The following is a 17,189-nucleotide window of genomic DNA, read 5'->3' on the forward strand; positions in this document are numbered from 1 at the left end:
CCACACTGGAAGATGGAATCATGTATAATTTTAAATAAATTCGCGTATAACGGAAGTGGAGGGAAGTGTCGATGAGGAAAATGACCGGAATTTTGTTACTGGCGATTGTGCTTTTTTTTATAATTGAACAGCGTCCTGAAATCATAAATAAAACCAGGGATTTACTTTTTTCGTTTAAGGAAGAGATTTCTCAAATAGATCCTGATATAGCGGATTTACAGACCGAAAAGGCACAACCTGAAGATTCATCTCCTAAACAACAGTTTGAAGGAGAGCTCTTCAGCCTGTTCACAGCTAATCGGGAATCAATTATTGAAACTCTGGGTCAGCCGACTCGTAAGGATCCTACACCATTCGGGTATCAGTGGTGGGTTTATGAAAATGTAGCCGGTCAGTATATACAGGTAGGAATGAAGGAAGGGAAAGCTGTAACCATTTATGCCACGGGTGACAGTTTATCAATCGATCCTATTTCCATCGGCGATTCCTATGACAAGGTTCAGGAGCACTTTCCGGCACAAACCAAGGTTGACATGGAATTATCCAGAGGGAGTTATCAATTTCAATTAAAGGAAGAAGAAAAACGACGCAATCCATTGATAAAATTGTCTGATCAGCGTTTTATGCAATTATATTTTGATACGTTTACAAAGCAACTTTCCTCTGTAAGGTTACTGGATGCGGAGACATTATTGCATCTGAAGCCCTATGCAGTGAAGTACAGAGGTGATTTGCCGGAGATTAACCTTTCAGATAAGGAGTGGCAAAACATACAGGAAGGAAGGGAAAAACAAATATTTGCTCTCAGCAATGAAATCCGTAAACGGTTTTCACTAACGACATTTAGCTGGTATGAGCCTGTATCAGAGGTTGCGTTTTCCCATAGTGAGGATATGGCCAAAAAGAATTACTTTTCCCATTACGCACCTGATGGAGATGGGCTTCAGGAACGACTGGCAGAACGGCAAATTAAATACTTATCAGCCGGTGAAAATATTGCGGCTCAGTACCCGGATGCAGCAGCGGCTGTAGAAGGATGGTTAAATAGCAAAGGGCACAGGGAAGCCTTGCTAAACGGAGATTTCACCCATTTAGGAACAGGCGTTTACAGAGATTATTATACCCAGAATTTTCTGCAAAAAATACAATAATCGCCCATGCACACCTGCACAATTGCTGGATGTTTTACATAAAATACTAGTAGTTATTTGTGCACAGGTGGTGAAAAGCAAATGTCCAGTTTGCATCCCAAGGTGGAACAATTTAAGTCATTCGTTGAAAAACATCCGAAATTAATTGAGCACGTACGAAATCGGAAAGAAAGCTGGCAGCCTTACTATGAAAAATGGCTGCTTTACGGGGAAGAGGACGAGTATTGGGACGACTTTAAAGAAGATGGGCAAAGGTCTGCAACTAAAGAAAAACGCGCCAATAATCAGGAGCTGTTTCAAAAGCTCTCAAACATGATGAATAATATGGATATGAATAAGCTGCAGGATCAGATGAACCAATTGAATGGAGTGATTTCCAATGTTCAAAGCCTGATTCAGCAATTTCAGCAGCAAAATTCCGGCTCAGACTGGTCTCAGGGTGCCCAGCAACACCGGCCTGATCCATTTAAGTTTGGCAAAGATTAAGGAGGGGAAAGGATGCAGCCAAGTGTTTATCATTTTTTAAAAAGACGCCCTGATCTTCTTCATTTTGTCCGGATGAATCCATCCTGGTACCGTATTCTTACACGTAATCCAGAGCGCATAAATGTTCTTGAAGAGACCTCTAAAACTTTTTATGGTCAGACGTTCTCTCAGAAGGCCGGGAAATTAAGCGAACAGCTAAATTTATTGTCTATGCTGCTTTCTATGTCCGAATATATGAACACGGACGGTTAGATAGGGAAATCCAATTACACGAGGGTCGTTAAAATATTGAAAATAATAGGAAAAGATTTTCATCTCCGGTTATCTTTGATATGATGAAAGTGGAGGTGGAATCATGATAGCCACAATGGAAGTTGTTGACATATTAGATAAAGCCGAAAATATTGGTCAAATGGTCCTTCAGTCCGAAACCATGCACCGCTATGAAGAAGCTAAACATAAATTAGAGCAGGATGATGAGGCCCAGAAGCTTATCGCCGATTTTCAAAATATGAAAGAAAAATATGAAGAGGTTCAGCGTTTTGGACGCTATCATCCGGATTATAGTAAAATCACCAAGGAAGTACGTTCAGTAAAACGTGAAATGGATATGCACGAAACGGTTGCTTTATATAAAAGAGCAGAAACAGAACTACAGGCCCTGCTGGACGATATCAGCGGAATTTTGGCTGAAGAAGTGAGTTCAACCATTAAAGTTCCTCGTGATGGTGCAGTTTTCAAAGACAAAGGTGGTTGTGGCTGTGGAAGTGGTGGTTCCTGCGGCTGCGCATCCTGATTTTTATCCGGATAAAACTTTGAAGAACGATGAGGACGATGATATGTTTACAAAAAGGCAAGGAATTTTTGTTTGGGTAAAAAACATAAAAAATGGACGTAAGCTTCGAAGGTTTGGTCATATCATAACCATGTCGAAAAAGCAAAGATATGTGCTGCTTTATGTGAATCAGGAGGATACAGAGGATAAATTACAACAATTACAAAAGCTTCCTTTTGTTATAAAGGCTGAACCATCTTATAAACCATTTATCCGAACAGAATTTGAAAACGAAAAGGCAAAAGAAATAAAAGAAGAAGAATCTAAATACGGTTTTTAGCCTGAAAAGGTTCCCCGGGGATACGTCCTCAGGGAACCTTTTTTAAAGAAATAATTTTAAAAACTTCTCTGTAATCGAGGTAAATAATGGTTGGTTCGCAATATGCCGATTAAATGCTGAAAAAATATTTCCTGATCACTAAATTTACCGGAAGGAGACACGGTAAGTTCAATCACATCATGCTGGAGTTCATCGGCCAGTTCTCTCCATAAATCATAACGTTTACTTGGAATCGGAACTCCTTCCAGACAAATATAGATGGGCTGAAAGTTTCCGGGATTGGTCGGTTTCATCACTAAAGCTAATGAAGCTTCAGGATTATTTTCATCGAACGGATGTAACACCAGCATATGCCGTACTCGCTCCGGCATGGCTCTGCCTATGTACATCAATTCATATATATCAGAATATCCGTTTCCTAAAGGGATAAATCGCTGCATCATTTTATGTCACCTCATTCCCTATTAATATGTCCAATACCTAATTTAGCATGAATGATGACAAAAATGAACATTTATCAAACTTGAAATTTTGCTTATGCCGTCGGGCCTAACCCGGTCGCCTCCGCTTTTCTAAAAAAAATGCCTGCAGATACATATCTGCAGGCTCTCTTTGTTTCGCAACAAAGAGACAAAAAAGGGAGAGGAGAAACCGGAGGAAGAACTTATGGGGAAACGTAAGCCTTCTCCGTTTTAGAACGAATTTTATTTCGTTCTCATCTATCATTGTGACCATTGATGAAAGAACTTATTCATTTTGGGAGCAAAAATTTTTTTTCATCTTTTAGCTTTTAGAAAAGGTGCCATTAAAATCCAAATGTGGTAGCATAAAACTATTGTAAAGGTTTTTTATGAATATGAATGGGGTGACGTGAACATGCGAGTGATTTCCGGTACATATAAAGGCCATCCTTTAAAAACCATCTCAGGCAAAAATACCCGGCCTACAACCGATAAAGTGAAAGAAGCGATTTTTCAAAGGATTGGGCCTTATTTTGATGGTGGAACAGGGCTGGATTTATTCGCTGGCAGTGGTGGACTGGGAATTGAAGCCATCAGCCGTGGCGCGGATAAAGTCCTCTTTGTGGATAAACATCCAAAAGCAATTCAGACGATTTATCAAAATATTAATAGCTTAAAAATATCAGATCAGGCAGAAGTATACAGAAATGATGCTTTTCGAGCGCTAAAAGCAGCTTCAAAGCGAAATCTTGTCTTTGACTGGATATTTCTGGACCCTCCGTACAACCGTGTTTCCTTTGAAAGCCTGTTTGAAGCAATTTTTGAATTGGAATTGGTTCAAACAGGAAGCATGCTAGTATGTGAGCATTCTACTGATGATCGATTACCAGAAGGTTTTGAGCGATTGAAAAGACAGAAGACCGATGAGTATGGCAGTACAATTTCTGTCACTTTATTTAAGGTCATAGAAGGAGGAATGGACAAATGACAAAAACAGCCGTTTTCCCGGGAAGCTTTGATCCGGTAACCAATGGACATGTGGATATTATTGAACGCTGCGCAAAGATTTTTGATCACGTTGTTGTGGCTGTTCTTCACAATCAGGCTAAATCCCCATTATTTTCTCTGGAAGAAAAAATAGAGCTGCTGAATTCAGTAACTGCAGAGTGGTCCAACGTTTCTGTAGATGCTTCAAAAGGTTTATTGGTCGATTATGCAAAAGAAAGGAATGCTGAGGTTATTATTCGGGGATTACGTTCAGTCAGTGATTTTGAATATGAAGTTCCTCAGGCATTAATGAATCGAAAACTGAACGGTGAAATTGAAACGTTTTTTATGATGACAAAGGATGAGTATTCTGCCGTAAGCTCCAGTTTAGTAAAGGAAATTGCCAAATTTAATGGAGATATTTCAACCTTCGTTCCAGCAATCGTCAGTGAAAAAGTATACAAAAAAATGAATGGATAATAGGCTCAGGTGTAGAGCCAATTATCCATTTCTGCTTCTGTTAAACATGATCAGCACACCAATGAGCAGGAAGGTAAGGGTAAACACAGGTCCATAATGCTGAAAATAGTGCAAAGTCTCACTCCAGAACGATGGGGCATTTACATAATCCGTAACAGGAACATCCCCACTGGTGGTCTGCTTTACATCAGCATACAAAGGTTTAAATAATATAAGTGCTAATAGACTGGCAAAGATTCCATGTAAGATTCGGCCGAGAAAATATGGGAAAAAGCGAATATCGGTTTCTGCTAAGATACTTGCAACCTGGGCCTGTACGGAAAGCCCGTTAAAGCCTAATACAAAACAGACAATGATAATTTGCTGCAATAAAGTAGATGTCGTCTCAGAAGTCATTTGAGCTCCGAGGGTAATTTCAAACAGGCCTGCAATAAAGGGTAAGGATAAAACATCAGGTAAGCCGAAGATCGAAAAAATCGATTGAAATAGCTGACCAATTAAAGGTGTAATATCCATTAAGAGTAATAAACGATTGATAACAGAAAAAACAATGATAAATCCACCGATCATCATTAATGTCTGTATGGAATTGGTAACAGAATCACCTAAAATTTTTCCGAAAGGCCTTTGATCTTTCATTCTGGTTTCATGCAATTCCTGAAAGGCACGTTTAATAGAAAAGGTTCGTTTTATTTGATGGCTGTATTCCTTTTTTCCATAAAATCGCATACAGATACCGACGAAAAAATTTCCCAGATAGTGACACACAGCTAATAAAATTCCCAGTTGTTCATCATGGAAAAATCCTATGGAGATAGCAGCAATGATAAACAACGGATTGGATGCATTGGTAAAAGATACGAGTCGTTCTGCTTCTATTTTGGATATTTGCTTTTCCTGTCTGAGTCTGGCTGTCAACTTAGCACCGGATGGATAGCCACTGGCCATTCCCATTGCCCAGACAAAACTTCCCGCACCTGGTACGTTGAATAATGGCCTCATAAAAGGCTCACATAAAACGCCAAAAAAACGAACGACACCAAAGGCGATCAGAACTTCTGCTGTAATAAAAAAAGGGAGGAGTGAAGGAAAAACGATTTCCCACCATAAACTTATTCCGCGTTGGGATGCATCAAGTGCTTCCTTGGGATTTTGAATAATGGCAATCCCGATAAATAGTGCTCCCGATGCAAAGAGTATAGATTTTACTTTTCCATTCATGAAGTTCGTCCTCCTGCAGTATTTAATATGATATTCTGTACGAATCATCTCCAGGGTAGTAAAATGTTATTGAAGTAAGGTTAGCCATCATCGTACAAGCACTTCTATACAATATACGCTCATGAATAAGCTTGTTATGCATATTATGTTTAAAAAGAGCAAAGGGTGGTCAGCTTGGAAAGACCCAAAATCGGCCTGGTGCTTGGATCAGGGGGAGCCAGAGGATTATCACATTTGGGCGTTATAAAAATACTGGAGGATTATCATATTCCCATTGATTACATTGCCGGGAGCAGTATGGGAGCGTTAGTAGGTGCTTTATTTGGAGCAGGCCAGTCCATTGAACATCTATATCAAGCGGCCAAGTATTCCAGAAGAAATTACTTTCTGGATGTTACTGTACCGAAAATGGGGTTTTTTCAAGGTCACCGCATTGAAGAATATGTCCGATTATTTACCCATGGCAGGAAGCTTGAGGATTTTCCCATCCCTGTCAGTATCGTAGCCACAGACTTACATTCGGGAAAAAGAGTGGTGTTTACAGAGGGGGATGCAGCTGAAGCGGTCCGGGCCAGTGTTTCCATTCCCGGTATCTTTGTCCCTGTAAGGAAGGACGGCCGTTTACTTGTCGATGGCGGTGTCGTTGATCGTGTCCCCATTACTGCTGTACAGGAAATGGGAGCAGACATCACCATTGCTGTCGACTGTGCTCATTATCAATCGGTTGCAGAAGTGAATTCCATATATGATGTCATTATGCAAAGCATTGATATTATGCAGGATGAAGTGGTAAAAGCCAGATCAGCAAATGCAGATGTTTTGCTGCGACCAGACGTATCACGTTTTAGTTCACGCGCATTCACCAATATTTCAGAAATCATTCAGGAAGGTGAAAAAGAAACGTTGAAGCATATCGACGTGATCCAAAAAAAGATGAACAACTGGAAGGAGACCCCATAAATATGAAAAATCGATCAACCCAATTAGCTGTTATGGCTATTGTACTCATTATCGTAATCTTTCTGACAACCTATCAGTTACCTTATTATGTGTATCAGCCGGGCAATGCTTCAGAACTGGATCCTATGGTAACTGTGGAAGATGGTTATAAAAGCGGGGGAGACATGCATCTTGTAACAGTCAGGGGCGGACAAGCAACACCTGTCTATTATTTATGGTCAATGCTGCAGCCCTATCATGATATTCACCCGCTGGATGAAATCAGACCAGAAGGCATCAGTCAGGAAGAATACAATCATATTCAAATGGAGTATATGGATTCAAGTCAAAATCAGGCCATTGCTCTTGCTTTTAAAAAGGCCGGCTTAGAGGTTTCCTATGAAAATGACGGGGTTTATGTATCTTATGTGGAAGATGACATGCCTGCAGGTGAGGTATTCAAAGCGGGAGATAAAATTATCTCTATTGATGGTAAAAAGGTTGAACACTCCGAGGAATCGGTTGAGTATGTGACAAATAAGGAAGAGGGAGAAATGGTAGATATTGTTCTCCGGCGCAATGGAGAAAACATTGAAGAGCAGGTAGAGCTTGCCCCATTTCCGGATCAGCCGGACAAGGTTGGGATGGGCGTTGGCCTGGTTACGAAAAGAAGTATTATCACTGACCCTGAAGTGAAAATTAACAGCCGGAAAATCGGGGGGCCAAGTGCGGGCTTAATGTTCACTCTTGAAATTTTCGATCAATTAACAGAAAAAGATTACACAAAGGGAAAACAGGTATGTGGTACAGGGACCATTAATCGTGATGGTAAAGTTGGCAGTATAGGAGGTATTGATCAGAAGGTCGTAGCCTCTGAAAACGATGGGTGTGACATCTTTTTTGCACCGAATGAAGGCGGAAAGAAAAATTCTAATTATGAAGTAGCCTCCCAAACGGCAAAAGAGATTGAGAGCAGTATGAAGGTTGTCCCCGTAGATACGTTTCAGGATGCCGTCGATTATCTGGAAAAGATAGAATGAATTTATAAATTAAAAAGGGATTGACATGCGAAGTCAATCCCTTTTTGGTGGTTCTATATAATTATAGGCGGGCCGACTTCCCGCTTTCGCATTTCCATTTGTTTGGAACGTTGAACGGGCAGGTAATAGGTGTCTGCCGCTTTCTCCTCGATTTCCAGAAAAGGGTGAGCCCCCTGCTGAAGCTGCGAAAGAAGAGGGGTGTCCATATCCTTTTTCTGTGAATGTAAATAGGTTCTCCCTTTTTCCGTCATTCCCAATACCCGTGTGTATGGAGCTACATGCAGTGATTGAATGATGTTGATCTCTTCGCTGGTTGTATTGGTTAACAGGTGAACGAACATTCTTTGCAATCTTGTCCACGTATATCTTTTCGTCTTAATGAGCTCCATCCAGTGCTGAAAGGATTTGGCCTGTTTAACGGTTTTCTTTAAACGATATTCCAGCCCCTCCTCCATACCATGTATTGCTTGAAGGTTTGAAATGCTGGTTGTTATGACTTTATATTGTACGTAGGGAAAGTAGGGTTCCCAGTGGTGAAACATACCGGATTTCTTTTTGTAGTCTGTAAGTACATGGTAAGTTGCGGGCGGGATGGAGTCTTTGACCGGCTCCTGAATTTCCATGGTTTTTAAGATTTCGTTTCGAATGCTTGTGGCACTCGCAATGTCCTGTTTGATTTCCTGATCATGATAACCGCTTTTTGTTCTGCGAATCGTTTCAGGTTTCATGGTCTTTTTCTCATCAAAGATTGCTTTTACATAGCTGAAACCTAAGATATTATTTGGCTGTGTCAGGTCCAAATGATCCGTTTTTAATCCAATGTATTCATAAGCCTTTCTGCCGGCTTCAGGAAAGGAATAGCCTTTTCTTAAAAACTCCTGCAGAATAGTCTTATAATCTTCCTCCTTTTGTTTATACTGTTGATAGGATTGAATAAATGGGTCAATATCTCCCAGTTCACTTCCAAAAACCACAGTGTGAGCATTTAAACTGTCCAGAGTTAAAATCGCTCCTTTTGCGAATAAATCCGCATGCTGTACAGCGAATACATAGGGTAGTTCGAGTACCAGATCCATCCCTGTTTTTAGAGCTGCTTCCGCACGATGCCATTTATCGATGATTGCTGGTTCACCGCGCTGAAGAAAGTTGCCGCTCATCACACCAATAACAACATCCGAGTTCGTCTTTTTCTTTGCTTCTTCCAGATGATAGACATGGCCATTATGAAATGGATTATATTCGACAATTAAACCACAAGCCTTCATGATTCATATACTCCCTTACACGTTACTCTAGTTCTATTGAGAAGGAACTGACGGGAAAAGTCAAGTATAATCAGGGAGAAAACCATGTGAGGAAAAAGCTATCGGAATAAGATAGACCTGTTAAGAAAAAATATTGACAAAATGCGCTTTTCCTTTTAAAATAACTCTTGTTGCCATGAGGTGATGATTCATGAAAATTTCGATTCAAAAAATCAAAGCAAAGTCACCTCTTCCATTAGAAGAAGATGTTGACGTATCTGAATTGGAAGAGCTGAACAATGACATTCGTAAAATCCCACCCGTTCATGTGAAAGGTGAAGCAACAACACAAGGAAATCAGATCACTTTTGATTTAACCATATCAGGGACAATGATTCTGCCTTGTGCCCGGACGCTTGCGGATGTGGAGTATCCTTTTACGATTAAGGCAGTCGAGATGTTTTCCACTTCTCCTTATCATAAAGAGGGAGAAGATGAAATACATGAAGTTCATGGGGAAGTGCTTGACTTAACGCCTTATATTAAGGAAAATATTTTATTAGAAGTCCCTTTGCAAGTTTTTGCGGATGATGTGGAAGAGAAAACTGTAGATGAAGGTCAAGGCTGGAATCTGGTTGATGAGAATTCCAAACAAGAGCCAAAAATAGATCCAAGACTTGCAAAGTTAAATCAGTTTTTTGATGATTCATCAAACCAGAAAGACTGATCGTTGTTTTGTTTATATTAAGGAGGTGTAACACATGGCAGTACCAAAGCGAAGAACTTCTAAAAAGAAAAAGAACATGCGTCGTACACATAAAAAGCTACATGTACCAGGCATGGTAGAATGCCCAAACTGTGGTGAATATAAAAAATCTCACCATGTTTGTGCTTCATGTGGACATTACGATGGTAAAGAGGTAGTTGAGAAGTAAAGAACAGCAAAGAGGATGTCTCATAACGAGGCATCCTCTTTTTTTTAAATAGGGGGGATATTTTTGTTTGATACGATTCGCTATGAATATGATTCACAGAACCATTTCGCTAAGATTACGCTAAATCGTCCTGAAAAACGGAATGCAGTCTCTCTGAAAATGGGACAGGAATTAAATGAGATTTTAGATAATCTATCGCAAAATAAAGAGTTGAAATTTTTAGTTATCACCGGTTCAGGTAATCAGTCCTTTTGTTCCGGTGGAGATTTGTATGATTTCCATGGGGCTATGGATGAGGCTAAGGCTTATGAACAATTACGCAGTCTGAAAACCGTTCTCTATAAGCTTGCTTCCTTTCCTTTGCCGACCATCTGTATATTAAATGGAGATGCAAGAGGAGGCGGCTGCGAGCTTGCTACGGCATGTGATTTTCGCTTCGCTGAGAAGAACACCAGGCACGGGTTTATTCAGGGAAAGCTCGGAATAACACCTGGATGGGGTGGAGGAGTTCTTTTGTATAAAAGAATGCAGCCTTCGTTGGCTTATCAATGGCTGCTTGAGTCAGATATGAGAGATGCCGGGCAATTACAGCAGATGGGATGGATACAGAAGCTTTTTTCAGAAGGTCAGGATATAAATGAGCTTGTTAAACCTTTTATAGAGAAACAAAGGGGACAACTCAATTCCTTTAAACAGCAATACATAAATCAGTATTCTTTCGATCAGCTGGCTGATGACATGGATATGGAAGTGAAGAACTGCGCACGTTTATGGGTTTCGGATGAACACAAACAAGCCGTAGAAGCGTTTTTCAGCAGGGACCGAAAAAAATAGTCTACCATACCTGTTTCTTGCATAGATTGATAGTAAAAGAAATAGGAGGGATAGAATGGTCCATAATAGACAGGATGCCTGGACAGAGGATGAAGATAGACAGTTGGCAGAAACAGTTCTCCAATTTATACGCGATGGCAGAACTCAACTTGAAGCTTTTGAAGAGGTAGCCAGACAATTATCCAGAACTTCAGCAGCCTGCGGGTTTCGCTGGAATGCCACAGTCAGGAAGCAATATGATCAGGAAATTCTTTTAGCAAAAAAAGAGCGAAGAAAAAAAGCCTCCCCGAAAGCTTCAGAAGAGAACAACTCCTCGCAGGAACAGCCATTTGAATTTGATGAAGCCATTGATTTGCTGAAAAAAATAAAGCAGACTTATGAAATCAGTACGAGCTCATCAGATATCGTTGATGAGCGGATGCAGGAGATCGCCCGGGAAAATGAAATACTGCGTAAAAAAATTGAGAAATATGAAGAGGCACTTAGACAGATTATGACCATATGGGAAACGGTTTCGTCTGAGAGTGATGAAAGGCAAGGCTGAATGATATAAGCCTTGCCTTTCGTTCATTTCATCAGTATCCGGACAGGATTACTGAGTCCGATTTTGTTCTTCTACACCATCTGGCAGCCAAATTAATGGGTTTTCACCTAAGTCACGCTCCATATCGTAGTGAACCTTTTGAAAGCCCATTTTCTCCCAGAAGCTATGTGAATTAATGCGAGGATTTGTTTTAATTGGGAGTTTGAAGCTTTTGGCAAAATCAACAAGTTCCCGGCCTAACCCCTTTCCACGATAATCGTAGAGTACTTCTAATTTCCAGAGTTCGAGATAATCCTGTGGTGGTTCAAAATATTCATCATACTTTTTATCAATTCGATACAAACTCATTCTTGCTACGAGTGAGTTTCCGTAATAGATCCCGTAAAAAGGGGATTCACTATTATTTTCCACCATATTGTTTTCCAAATCTTCCAGCATAGATAATTCCTGAATCCCGTATTCTTTAAAGCGTTTAAATTCTTCCAGTGTTTTATAATTAATTAATAATCGTTCTACTTTAACCGTTTTCATTTTTCTAATCCCCCTAACCCCTAATGGTTTATACCTTTATTATAATATAAAATGGACCGAAACAAAATGTTTAATAATATAAATGTTCAAAAAACTGAAAAACTTTAAACACCAGGAAAAAAGTCTGGTAAAATGTACAGGAGAAAAGGAGGGGGACAGATATGGATATCGGGATTATCGGTGCAGGTTCAATAGGACTATTGCTGGCCGCTTATCTGGCCAAAGACCATCAGGTTACCTGCTATGTGCGCAGGGACGAGCAGAAAGATCAGATCCTCAGAAAAGGTATAGTATTACATGATTCCCAGCACACCCCCCACAAGTCCTTTCGGGTAAATGCCGAAAAGCTGGAAGTCCTGGACAGGCATGACTTCTATATGGTCTGTGTCAAATACCCGCAGCTGGCGGATGTTTTGCAGATGTTGGAAGAAAAAGCAGATACTCAGAAACCTGTGCTTTTTATCCAAAATGGTATGGCACATGTTGATGTGATCTCCTGTATGCAGCGGACTGTTTTTGTTGCTGTTTTAGATCACGGAGCTAAGCGTATTAATGACCATACTGTTATACATACAGGAAAAGGAAGCGTTCAGGCAGGGGTCATTGAAAAACGGGAGGAAACACTCCTTCAGGATATGTTAAAGGCCTTACATACCCACGAATTTCCCTGGCTTTATCATGACGACCCTGTAAACCTGTTAAAACAAAAGCTGGTGGTTAATGCCGCCATAAATCCACTGACAGCCCTATTTGATGTTCAAAATGGGGAGATTCTTACCAATCCCTATTTAAACCACCTGGCGAAAGGCTTATGTGAAGAGACCTGTCAGGTGCTGGAGCTGGAGTTTGGTCAAAATTGGGAGTATGTACAAAGTGTGGCTGACCGAACAAAGCTGAATTCCTCTTCCATGAGAGAGGATATTCGGCGTGGAAAGCCCTCTGAAATTGATACCATAAGTGGTTATATTCTGAGTAAGGGCTCTCAAAATTCGTATACCTCTTTTGTCTATAACGGAATTAAGGCAAAGGAACGGTCAGGGAGGGAGTCCTTTGATTGATATGATCGCCATTATCGTCGCGACAATCACCACTGTGCCATTTCTGGTTTTTATCTTCAGCTATTATCTAATCAAAAGAACGACGAACAATGATAGAAAGGCAGTAAGAACCAGTGCAGATATGACAACCTTTATTTTGATTCTATCTGTTACCTTCAGTTTCCAGATGGGAATCAATATGAATATATTCTGGTGGATCATTGTCTTTATGATTTTTCTTCTTGCATTATTTGTTTTTTTACAGTGGAAATATCAACAGGAGATTATTTTAAGAACCGTTTTCAAGCGATTCTGGAGAGTATCCTTTTTTATTTTCAGTTTTTTATACCTTTTTGGCGTTGTTTATGGAATTATTTATCGGATCATTATCTGACTAAACAGAAGAGATGCAACAGGAAGCCGTTTTCGTTACAATAACAAAAGATGCATTAATCTGGCAGTCAAAAGGAGAAGGATGTATGAGAGTCAAGCCGATTTCACTTGAGAATCAATCGAAACTCGTAACGGATTACAGGAATCGTAAACAGAATATTTTGCAGTATTTCCATTATGATCCATTTGATAAAAAAGTGTTTGCGCAGCGGTTAAAGGATATTGCTGCGATGAAATATAAGCGTGAAGAACTTAGTGACGTGCTGAAGAAGTGCAATCAGAAATGGGGAGCAGGAGAAAGGACCCTTTCCAATATTGAACGCCTGAAGGATGAAAAAAGTGTTACGGTAGTGGGCGGACAACAGGCAGGCTTACTGACCGGGCCATTATATTCCATACATAAAATGATCAGCATTATTAAACTTGCACGTGAACAGGAAGAAGCCCTGGGTGTACCAGTTATACCGCTGTTTTGGATTGCAGGTGAGGATCATGATTACGAAGAGATTAATCATGTATATCTTCCCCGCGATGATCGAATGAAAAAATTCAGAACCCTGCAACAACAGGAAGGGAAAAAATCGGTATCTCACATGAAGCTTGATCAGGAAGTCACCGGGCAATGGCTGGATAATTTGTTTGTAAACCTTAAGGAAACCCAATACACGAAGGAACTGCACAAAAAATTAAAAGAGCTGATCAAACATAGTGAAACGTTCGTCGATTTTTTTGCACAGGTCACCTTTGCTTTGTTCCGGGATGAAGGACTTGTTCTCCTTGATTCTGGCGATCAGGAAATTCGTGCGTTAGAAGGTGAATATTTTCAGTCGATGATGACGCATCAGCCTGAAATAGCCTCAGGAGTTGCAGAAGCACTCCACCAGACCAGCCAATCAGGGTATACCATTCCGGTAGATGCTGACAATACCGATGGCCATTTATTCTATCATCACAATGGGGAAAGGGTATTGCTTACTGTAAATGAAGGCGGCTGGAGCGGGAAAAACGGTGAGTGTTCGCTTACGGAAGATGAAATAAGGGAAATCGCTGAAAATTCCCCGGAATTGTTGAGCAATAATGTTGTAACCAGACCGATGATGCAGGAGCTTCTGCTGCCTGTCCTGGCCTTTGTTGGAGGCGGGGGAGAGGTTGCCTACTGGTCCCTTTTAAAAGCAGGATTTGAGGCGTTGGAGCTTAAAGTTCCACCAGTCCTCCCACGGTTATCTTTTACCTTAATTGATCCGAAGCGTGAGAAAACATTACGGTCTCTTTCTTTATCTGTTGATCATGTCATTCCGAATGGCGTTGATGTGGAGCGGATTGCATGGCTTAAACGGCAAACCCATGCTCCTTTAGAAGAGGTTAGCGATCAGGTTAAATTAACGATTGAAAAAGTTCATGAACCATTACGTGACATCGCTAAGGAAGCTGGAGACGATGTGGCTCAGATGGCTGACAAAAATCTTACCCATATATTAAGAGAGGTCGAGTACCTGGAACAACGGATTGACTACTCGATAAGAATGAAACATCAGGAAACGGTGCAGAAATTTAATGATTTAGAGCTGTTCCTTTATCCTGAAGGTGGCCTGCAGGAGCGAACCTGGAATGTTCTGTATTGGATCAATACATATGGGGAGGATTGGATTCACGAACTTATGGACAAAGAAATGGATTGGGAACAGTCCCATTATGCCCTTTATTTATAAATAAACAGAAAATCCCCCACCTTCCACCACCTGGGATGAAAAATACGAATCGACCAATGATAAGAAAGATCTGCCTTTTATGAGGTAGGTCTTTTTTCTTGTTTTCACAGCCTTTCAGCCAGTTCTTCAACAGATTCCTTAGCGTCAGCTCCCTGTTTAAGCTGCCTATTTATATTTTAAATCCATCAATCGATTTGCACAAAGTTAAAAATTCATGTGGAGGAAAGTGGGGGATTGTGGTACACTATAATCAGAAAGTGGGGGCGATGTATATGTTCATGGGGGAATTTCAACATAATATCGACTCAAAAGGCCGTATTATCATGCCTGCCAAATTCCGTGAAGAATTAGGTGAAGGCTTCATCATCACCCGCGGTCTTGATAAATGTCTATTTGCCTATCCCATGGACGAATGGCGCCAATTGGAAGAGAAGCTGAAAAAACTTCCCCTTACAAAAAAAGATGCCCGTTCTTTCACCCGCTTCTTCTTCTCAGGCGCAGTTGAATGTGAAGTAGATAAACAGGGAAGAATAAACATTCCATCGCCCCTTAGAAAATATGCGGACTTAGATAAAGAATGTGTGATTATTGGTGTTTCCAATCGAATCGAGATTTGGTCACAGGATAAATGGGAAGTTTACTTTGAGGAATCTGAGGAATCTTTTGCCGAAATTGCAGAAAACATGATGGATTTTGATATTTAAACTTCATCGGTAAAAGCGGGTGTTAAAATGTTTGAACATTACAGTGTACTAAAAAATGAAGCAATAGAAGGTCTGAATATAAAGCAGGATGGAATTTATGTGGACTGTACCTTAGGAGGTGGAGGGCATTCTGAGCAGATCGTCCAAGCCTTAGGGCCTGAAGGAAGGCTGGTTGCATTTGATCAGGACATAGAGGCCCTTGAGTTTGCTAAAAGCCGTCTTAAAGCGTATGAAGGACAATGTTTGTTTGTTCATGCGAATTTCCAACTCTTGAAGGAGAAACTGCATGAAAATGGCATCGATGAAGTTGATGGGGTTCTATTTGACCTGGGTGTATCCTCCCCGCAATTAGATCAGGATGAACGGGGCTTCAGCTATCATCAGGATGCACCTTTGGACATGCGCATGGACCAATCACAAGCGTTGTCAGCTTATGAAGTGGTTAATACGTGGCCATACGAAAATTTAGTAAAGATCTTTTTCAGATATGGGGAAGAGAAGTTTTCTAAGCAAGTGGCAAGAAAAATCGAACAGGCAAGACAGGAACATCCTATAGAAACGACCTCCCAATTGGTTGAGATTATTAAAGAAGGGATTCCTGCTGCAGCAAGAAGAAAAGGAGGGCACCCTGCCAAGCGTATATTTCAGGCGATTCGAATTGCCGTAAACAATGAATTAAACGTTTTTCGTGACGCTCTCCATCAGGCAGCAGAAGTCACAAGCTTAGGTGGAAGAATTTCAGTCATTACTTTTCATTCTCTGGAAGACCGTATCTGTAAAAAAAGTATGAAGAAATGGAGTACACCTCCGCCCATTCCAAAGAATATTCCCATTATTCCGGAAGAGGCGCAACCACCGTTTGAACTTATTACACGAAAGCCGATTACTCCAGCTGAGGAGGAAATTGAAGAAAATCGGCGCTCCCGATCGGCTAAACTGCGTATTGCTGAAAAAGTAAAAGCCTGGGATGATAAGTTTCGATATGAAGAAAGGGGCAATGCATAGTGGCTTCAGTATTTGCACGTAATTTAGATTCCTATCAAACACAAGAACAACAGCAAAAACAGACCAAGGTTCATGTGAAGGTACATAAAAAGCGCTGGATTTCTAAAGGGGAAAAGTTCCTGTATTCCTTTTTCGCAGGCGTTACTGCTCTGGCAAGTGTTTTTGTGATTTCCTACGCTTCTGATCTTCATAGTGTGAACCGGGACGTTCAGGAACTGCAAAGTCAGGTAAACCAGAAACAAGTAACAGTTGAAAACCTTGAGGCCGAAGTAAAGGTGCTTAGTGAACCAAGCCGTATTTTACAAGTAGCTAAGGAAAATGGCCTTCAAATTCAGAATTCGAAAGTAGAACAGGCAAATAAAGTACGTTAAAG

Annotated in this window: 23 protein-coding genes; 19 read left to right on the forward strand and 4 right to left on the reverse strand. The window is 40.6% G+C overall.

Annotated features, from left to right (window positions below; translation table 11 throughout):
• Positions 1-71: 71 nt before the first annotated feature.
• From ACZ5OK_RS07815 to ACZ5OK_RS07835, 5 genes are all read left to right on the forward strand, one after another.
• On the forward strand, positions 72-1,151 hold the full coding sequence (locus tag ACZ5OK_RS07815; protein WP_343840861.1) for a CAP domain-containing protein: 1,080 nt from the start codon (positions 72-74) through the stop codon (positions 1,149-1,151).
• 102 nt (positions 1,152-1,253) lie between these two features.
• On the forward strand, positions 1,254-1,637 hold the full coding sequence (gene ylbD, locus ACZ5OK_RS07820; RefSeq protein WP_343840864.1) for a spore coat protein YlbD: 384 nt from the start codon (positions 1,254-1,256) through the stop codon (positions 1,635-1,637).
• A 12-nt stretch (positions 1,638-1,649) separates the two neighbouring features.
• The gene (locus ACZ5OK_RS07825; protein WP_343840867.1) at positions 1,650-1,889 is read left to right on the forward strand and encodes a YlbE-like family protein; all 240 of its coding nucleotides are present in this window, start codon (positions 1,650-1,652) and stop codon (positions 1,887-1,889) included.
• Between the two features lie 103 nt (positions 1,890-1,992).
• Positions 1,993-2,433, forward strand: a complete 441-nt coding sequence (locus tag ACZ5OK_RS07830; protein WP_343840870.1) for a YlbF/YmcA family competence regulator — start codon at positions 1,993-1,995, stop codon at positions 2,431-2,433.
• On the forward strand, positions 2,399-2,752 hold the full coding sequence (locus ACZ5OK_RS07835) for a YlbG family protein (protein ID WP_343840873.1): 354 nt from the start codon (positions 2,399-2,401) through the stop codon (positions 2,750-2,752). Before ACZ5OK_RS07830 ends, ACZ5OK_RS07835 begins: the two co-directional genes overlap by 35 nt.
• A 56-nt stretch (positions 2,753-2,808) precedes the next feature.
• Here ACZ5OK_RS07835 and ACZ5OK_RS07840 read toward each other — a convergent pair whose 3' ends face one another.
• A complete protein-coding gene (locus tag ACZ5OK_RS07840) occupies positions 2,809-3,195 on the reverse strand; it encodes a DUF7147 family protein (RefSeq protein ID WP_464758664.1) in 387 nt (128 codons plus the stop codon).
• A 433-nt stretch (positions 3,196-3,628) separates the two neighbouring features.
• Here ACZ5OK_RS07840 and rsmD point away from each other — a divergent pair, with 433 nt between their 5' ends.
• Positions 3,629-4,201, forward strand: a complete 573-nt coding sequence (gene rsmD / locus ACZ5OK_RS07845) for a 16S rRNA (guanine(966)-N(2))-methyltransferase RsmD (RefSeq protein ID WP_343840878.1) — start codon at positions 3,629-3,631, stop codon at positions 4,199-4,201.
• Positions 4,198-4,680 (forward strand): pantetheine-phosphate adenylyltransferase, encoded by a 483-nt coding sequence (gene coaD, locus ACZ5OK_RS07850; RefSeq protein WP_343840880.1) that lies wholly within the window; start codon positions 4,198-4,200, stop codon positions 4,678-4,680. The genes rsmD and coaD overlap by 4 nt, the downstream gene beginning before the upstream one ends.
• A gap of 21 nt (positions 4,681-4,701) precedes the next feature.
• Here the strand turns inward: coaD and ylbJ are convergent, their stop codons facing one another.
• Positions 4,702-5,901: a sporulation integral membrane protein YlbJ gene (gene ylbJ, locus ACZ5OK_RS07855; RefSeq protein ID WP_343840882.1), complete on the reverse strand. Its 1,200-nt coding sequence runs from the start codon at positions 5,899-5,901 to the stop codon at positions 4,702-4,704.
• 174 nt (positions 5,902-6,075) lie between these two features.
• Here ylbJ and ACZ5OK_RS07860 point away from each other — a divergent pair, with 174 nt between their 5' ends.
• Both ACZ5OK_RS07860 and ACZ5OK_RS07865 read left to right on the forward strand, forming a co-directional pair.
• The gene (locus ACZ5OK_RS07860; protein WP_343840885.1) at positions 6,076-6,861 is read left to right on the forward strand and encodes a patatin-like phospholipase family protein; all 786 of its coding nucleotides are present in this window, start codon (positions 6,076-6,078) and stop codon (positions 6,859-6,861) included.
• 2 nt (positions 6,862-6,863) lie between these two features.
• Entirely contained in the window at positions 6,864-7,880 is a 1,017-nt protein-coding gene (locus tag ACZ5OK_RS07865) for a SepM family pheromone-processing serine protease (protein WP_343840887.1), read from the forward strand.
• A 53-nt stretch (positions 7,881-7,933) separates the two neighbouring features.
• Here the strand turns inward: ACZ5OK_RS07865 and ACZ5OK_RS07870 are convergent, their stop codons facing one another.
• Positions 7,934-9,145 carry a nucleotidyltransferase gene (locus ACZ5OK_RS07870; RefSeq protein ID WP_343840888.1) on the reverse strand — a complete coding sequence of 404 codons (1,212 nt, stop codon included), beginning with the start codon at positions 9,143-9,145 and terminating at the stop codon, positions 7,934-7,936.
• Between the two features lie 190 nt (positions 9,146-9,335).
• Between ACZ5OK_RS07870 and ACZ5OK_RS07875 the strand changes: the two genes are divergently transcribed.
• The 4 genes from ACZ5OK_RS07875 to ACZ5OK_RS07890 all read left to right on the forward strand — a co-directional run bounded on the left by ACZ5OK_RS07875 (position 9,336) and on the right by ACZ5OK_RS07890 (position 11,437).
• The gene (locus ACZ5OK_RS07875; protein ID WP_343840889.1) at positions 9,336-9,851 is read left to right on the forward strand and encodes a YceD family protein; all 516 of its coding nucleotides are present in this window, start codon (positions 9,336-9,338) and stop codon (positions 9,849-9,851) included.
• 34 nt (positions 9,852-9,885) lie between these two features.
• A complete protein-coding gene (gene rpmF / locus ACZ5OK_RS07880; protein WP_044157285.1) occupies positions 9,886-10,059 on the forward strand; it encodes a 50S ribosomal protein L32 in 174 nt (57 codons plus the stop codon).
• Between the two features lie 63 nt (positions 10,060-10,122).
• A complete protein-coding gene (locus tag ACZ5OK_RS07885) occupies positions 10,123-10,893 on the forward strand; it encodes an enoyl-CoA hydratase/isomerase family protein (protein ID WP_343840890.1) in 771 nt (256 codons plus the stop codon).
• Positions 10,894-10,948: 55 nt separating this feature from the next.
• Entirely contained in the window at positions 10,949-11,437 is a 489-nt protein-coding gene (locus tag ACZ5OK_RS07890) for an RsfA family transcriptional regulator (protein WP_343840892.1), read from the forward strand.
• A gap of 48 nt (positions 11,438-11,485) precedes the next feature.
• On the opposite strand, the gene ACZ5OK_RS07895 is transcribed toward ACZ5OK_RS07890, so the two are convergent.
• Positions 11,486-11,968, reverse strand: a complete 483-nt coding sequence (locus tag ACZ5OK_RS07895) for an N-acetyltransferase (protein WP_343840893.1) — start codon at positions 11,966-11,968, stop codon at positions 11,486-11,488.
• Between the two features lie 161 nt (positions 11,969-12,129).
• On the opposite strand from ACZ5OK_RS07895, the gene ACZ5OK_RS07900 reads away from it, so the two are divergent.
• The 6 genes from ACZ5OK_RS07900 to ftsL all read left to right on the forward strand — a co-directional run bounded on the left by ACZ5OK_RS07900 (position 12,130) and on the right by ftsL (position 17,187).
• Complete coding sequence (locus ACZ5OK_RS07900; protein WP_343840895.1) at positions 12,130-13,026, forward strand: 2-dehydropantoate 2-reductase; 897 nt, start codon at positions 12,130-12,132, stop codon at positions 13,024-13,026.
• Between the two features lies 1 nt (position 13,027).
• Positions 13,028-13,399: a DUF3397 domain-containing protein gene (locus ACZ5OK_RS07905; protein WP_343841512.1), complete on the forward strand. Its 372-nt coding sequence runs from the start codon at positions 13,028-13,030 to the stop codon at positions 13,397-13,399.
• A gap of 85 nt (positions 13,400-13,484) precedes the next feature.
• Complete coding sequence (gene bshC / locus ACZ5OK_RS07910; protein WP_343840898.1) at positions 13,485-15,107, forward strand: bacillithiol biosynthesis cysteine-adding enzyme BshC; 1,623 nt, start codon at positions 13,485-13,487, stop codon at positions 15,105-15,107.
• Between the two features lie 272 nt (positions 15,108-15,379).
• Positions 15,380-15,811 (forward strand): division/cell wall cluster transcriptional repressor MraZ, encoded by a 432-nt coding sequence (gene mraZ / locus ACZ5OK_RS07915; protein WP_343840900.1) that lies wholly within the window; start codon positions 15,380-15,382, stop codon positions 15,809-15,811.
• Positions 15,812-15,838: 27 nt separating this feature from the next.
• On the forward strand, positions 15,839-16,816 hold the full coding sequence (rsmH, locus tag ACZ5OK_RS07920) for a 16S rRNA (cytosine(1402)-N(4))-methyltransferase RsmH (protein ID WP_343840902.1): 978 nt from the start codon (positions 15,839-15,841) through the stop codon (positions 16,814-16,816).
• Positions 16,816-17,187 carry a cell division protein FtsL gene (ftsL, locus tag ACZ5OK_RS07925; RefSeq protein WP_343840904.1) on the forward strand — a complete coding sequence of 124 codons (372 nt, stop codon included), beginning with the start codon at positions 16,816-16,818 and terminating at the stop codon, positions 17,185-17,187. Before rsmH ends, ftsL begins: the two co-directional genes overlap by 1 nt.
• Positions 17,188-17,189: the final 2 nt, after the last annotated feature.

It is taken from the genome of Salinibacillus aidingensis, assembly GCF_055393355.1.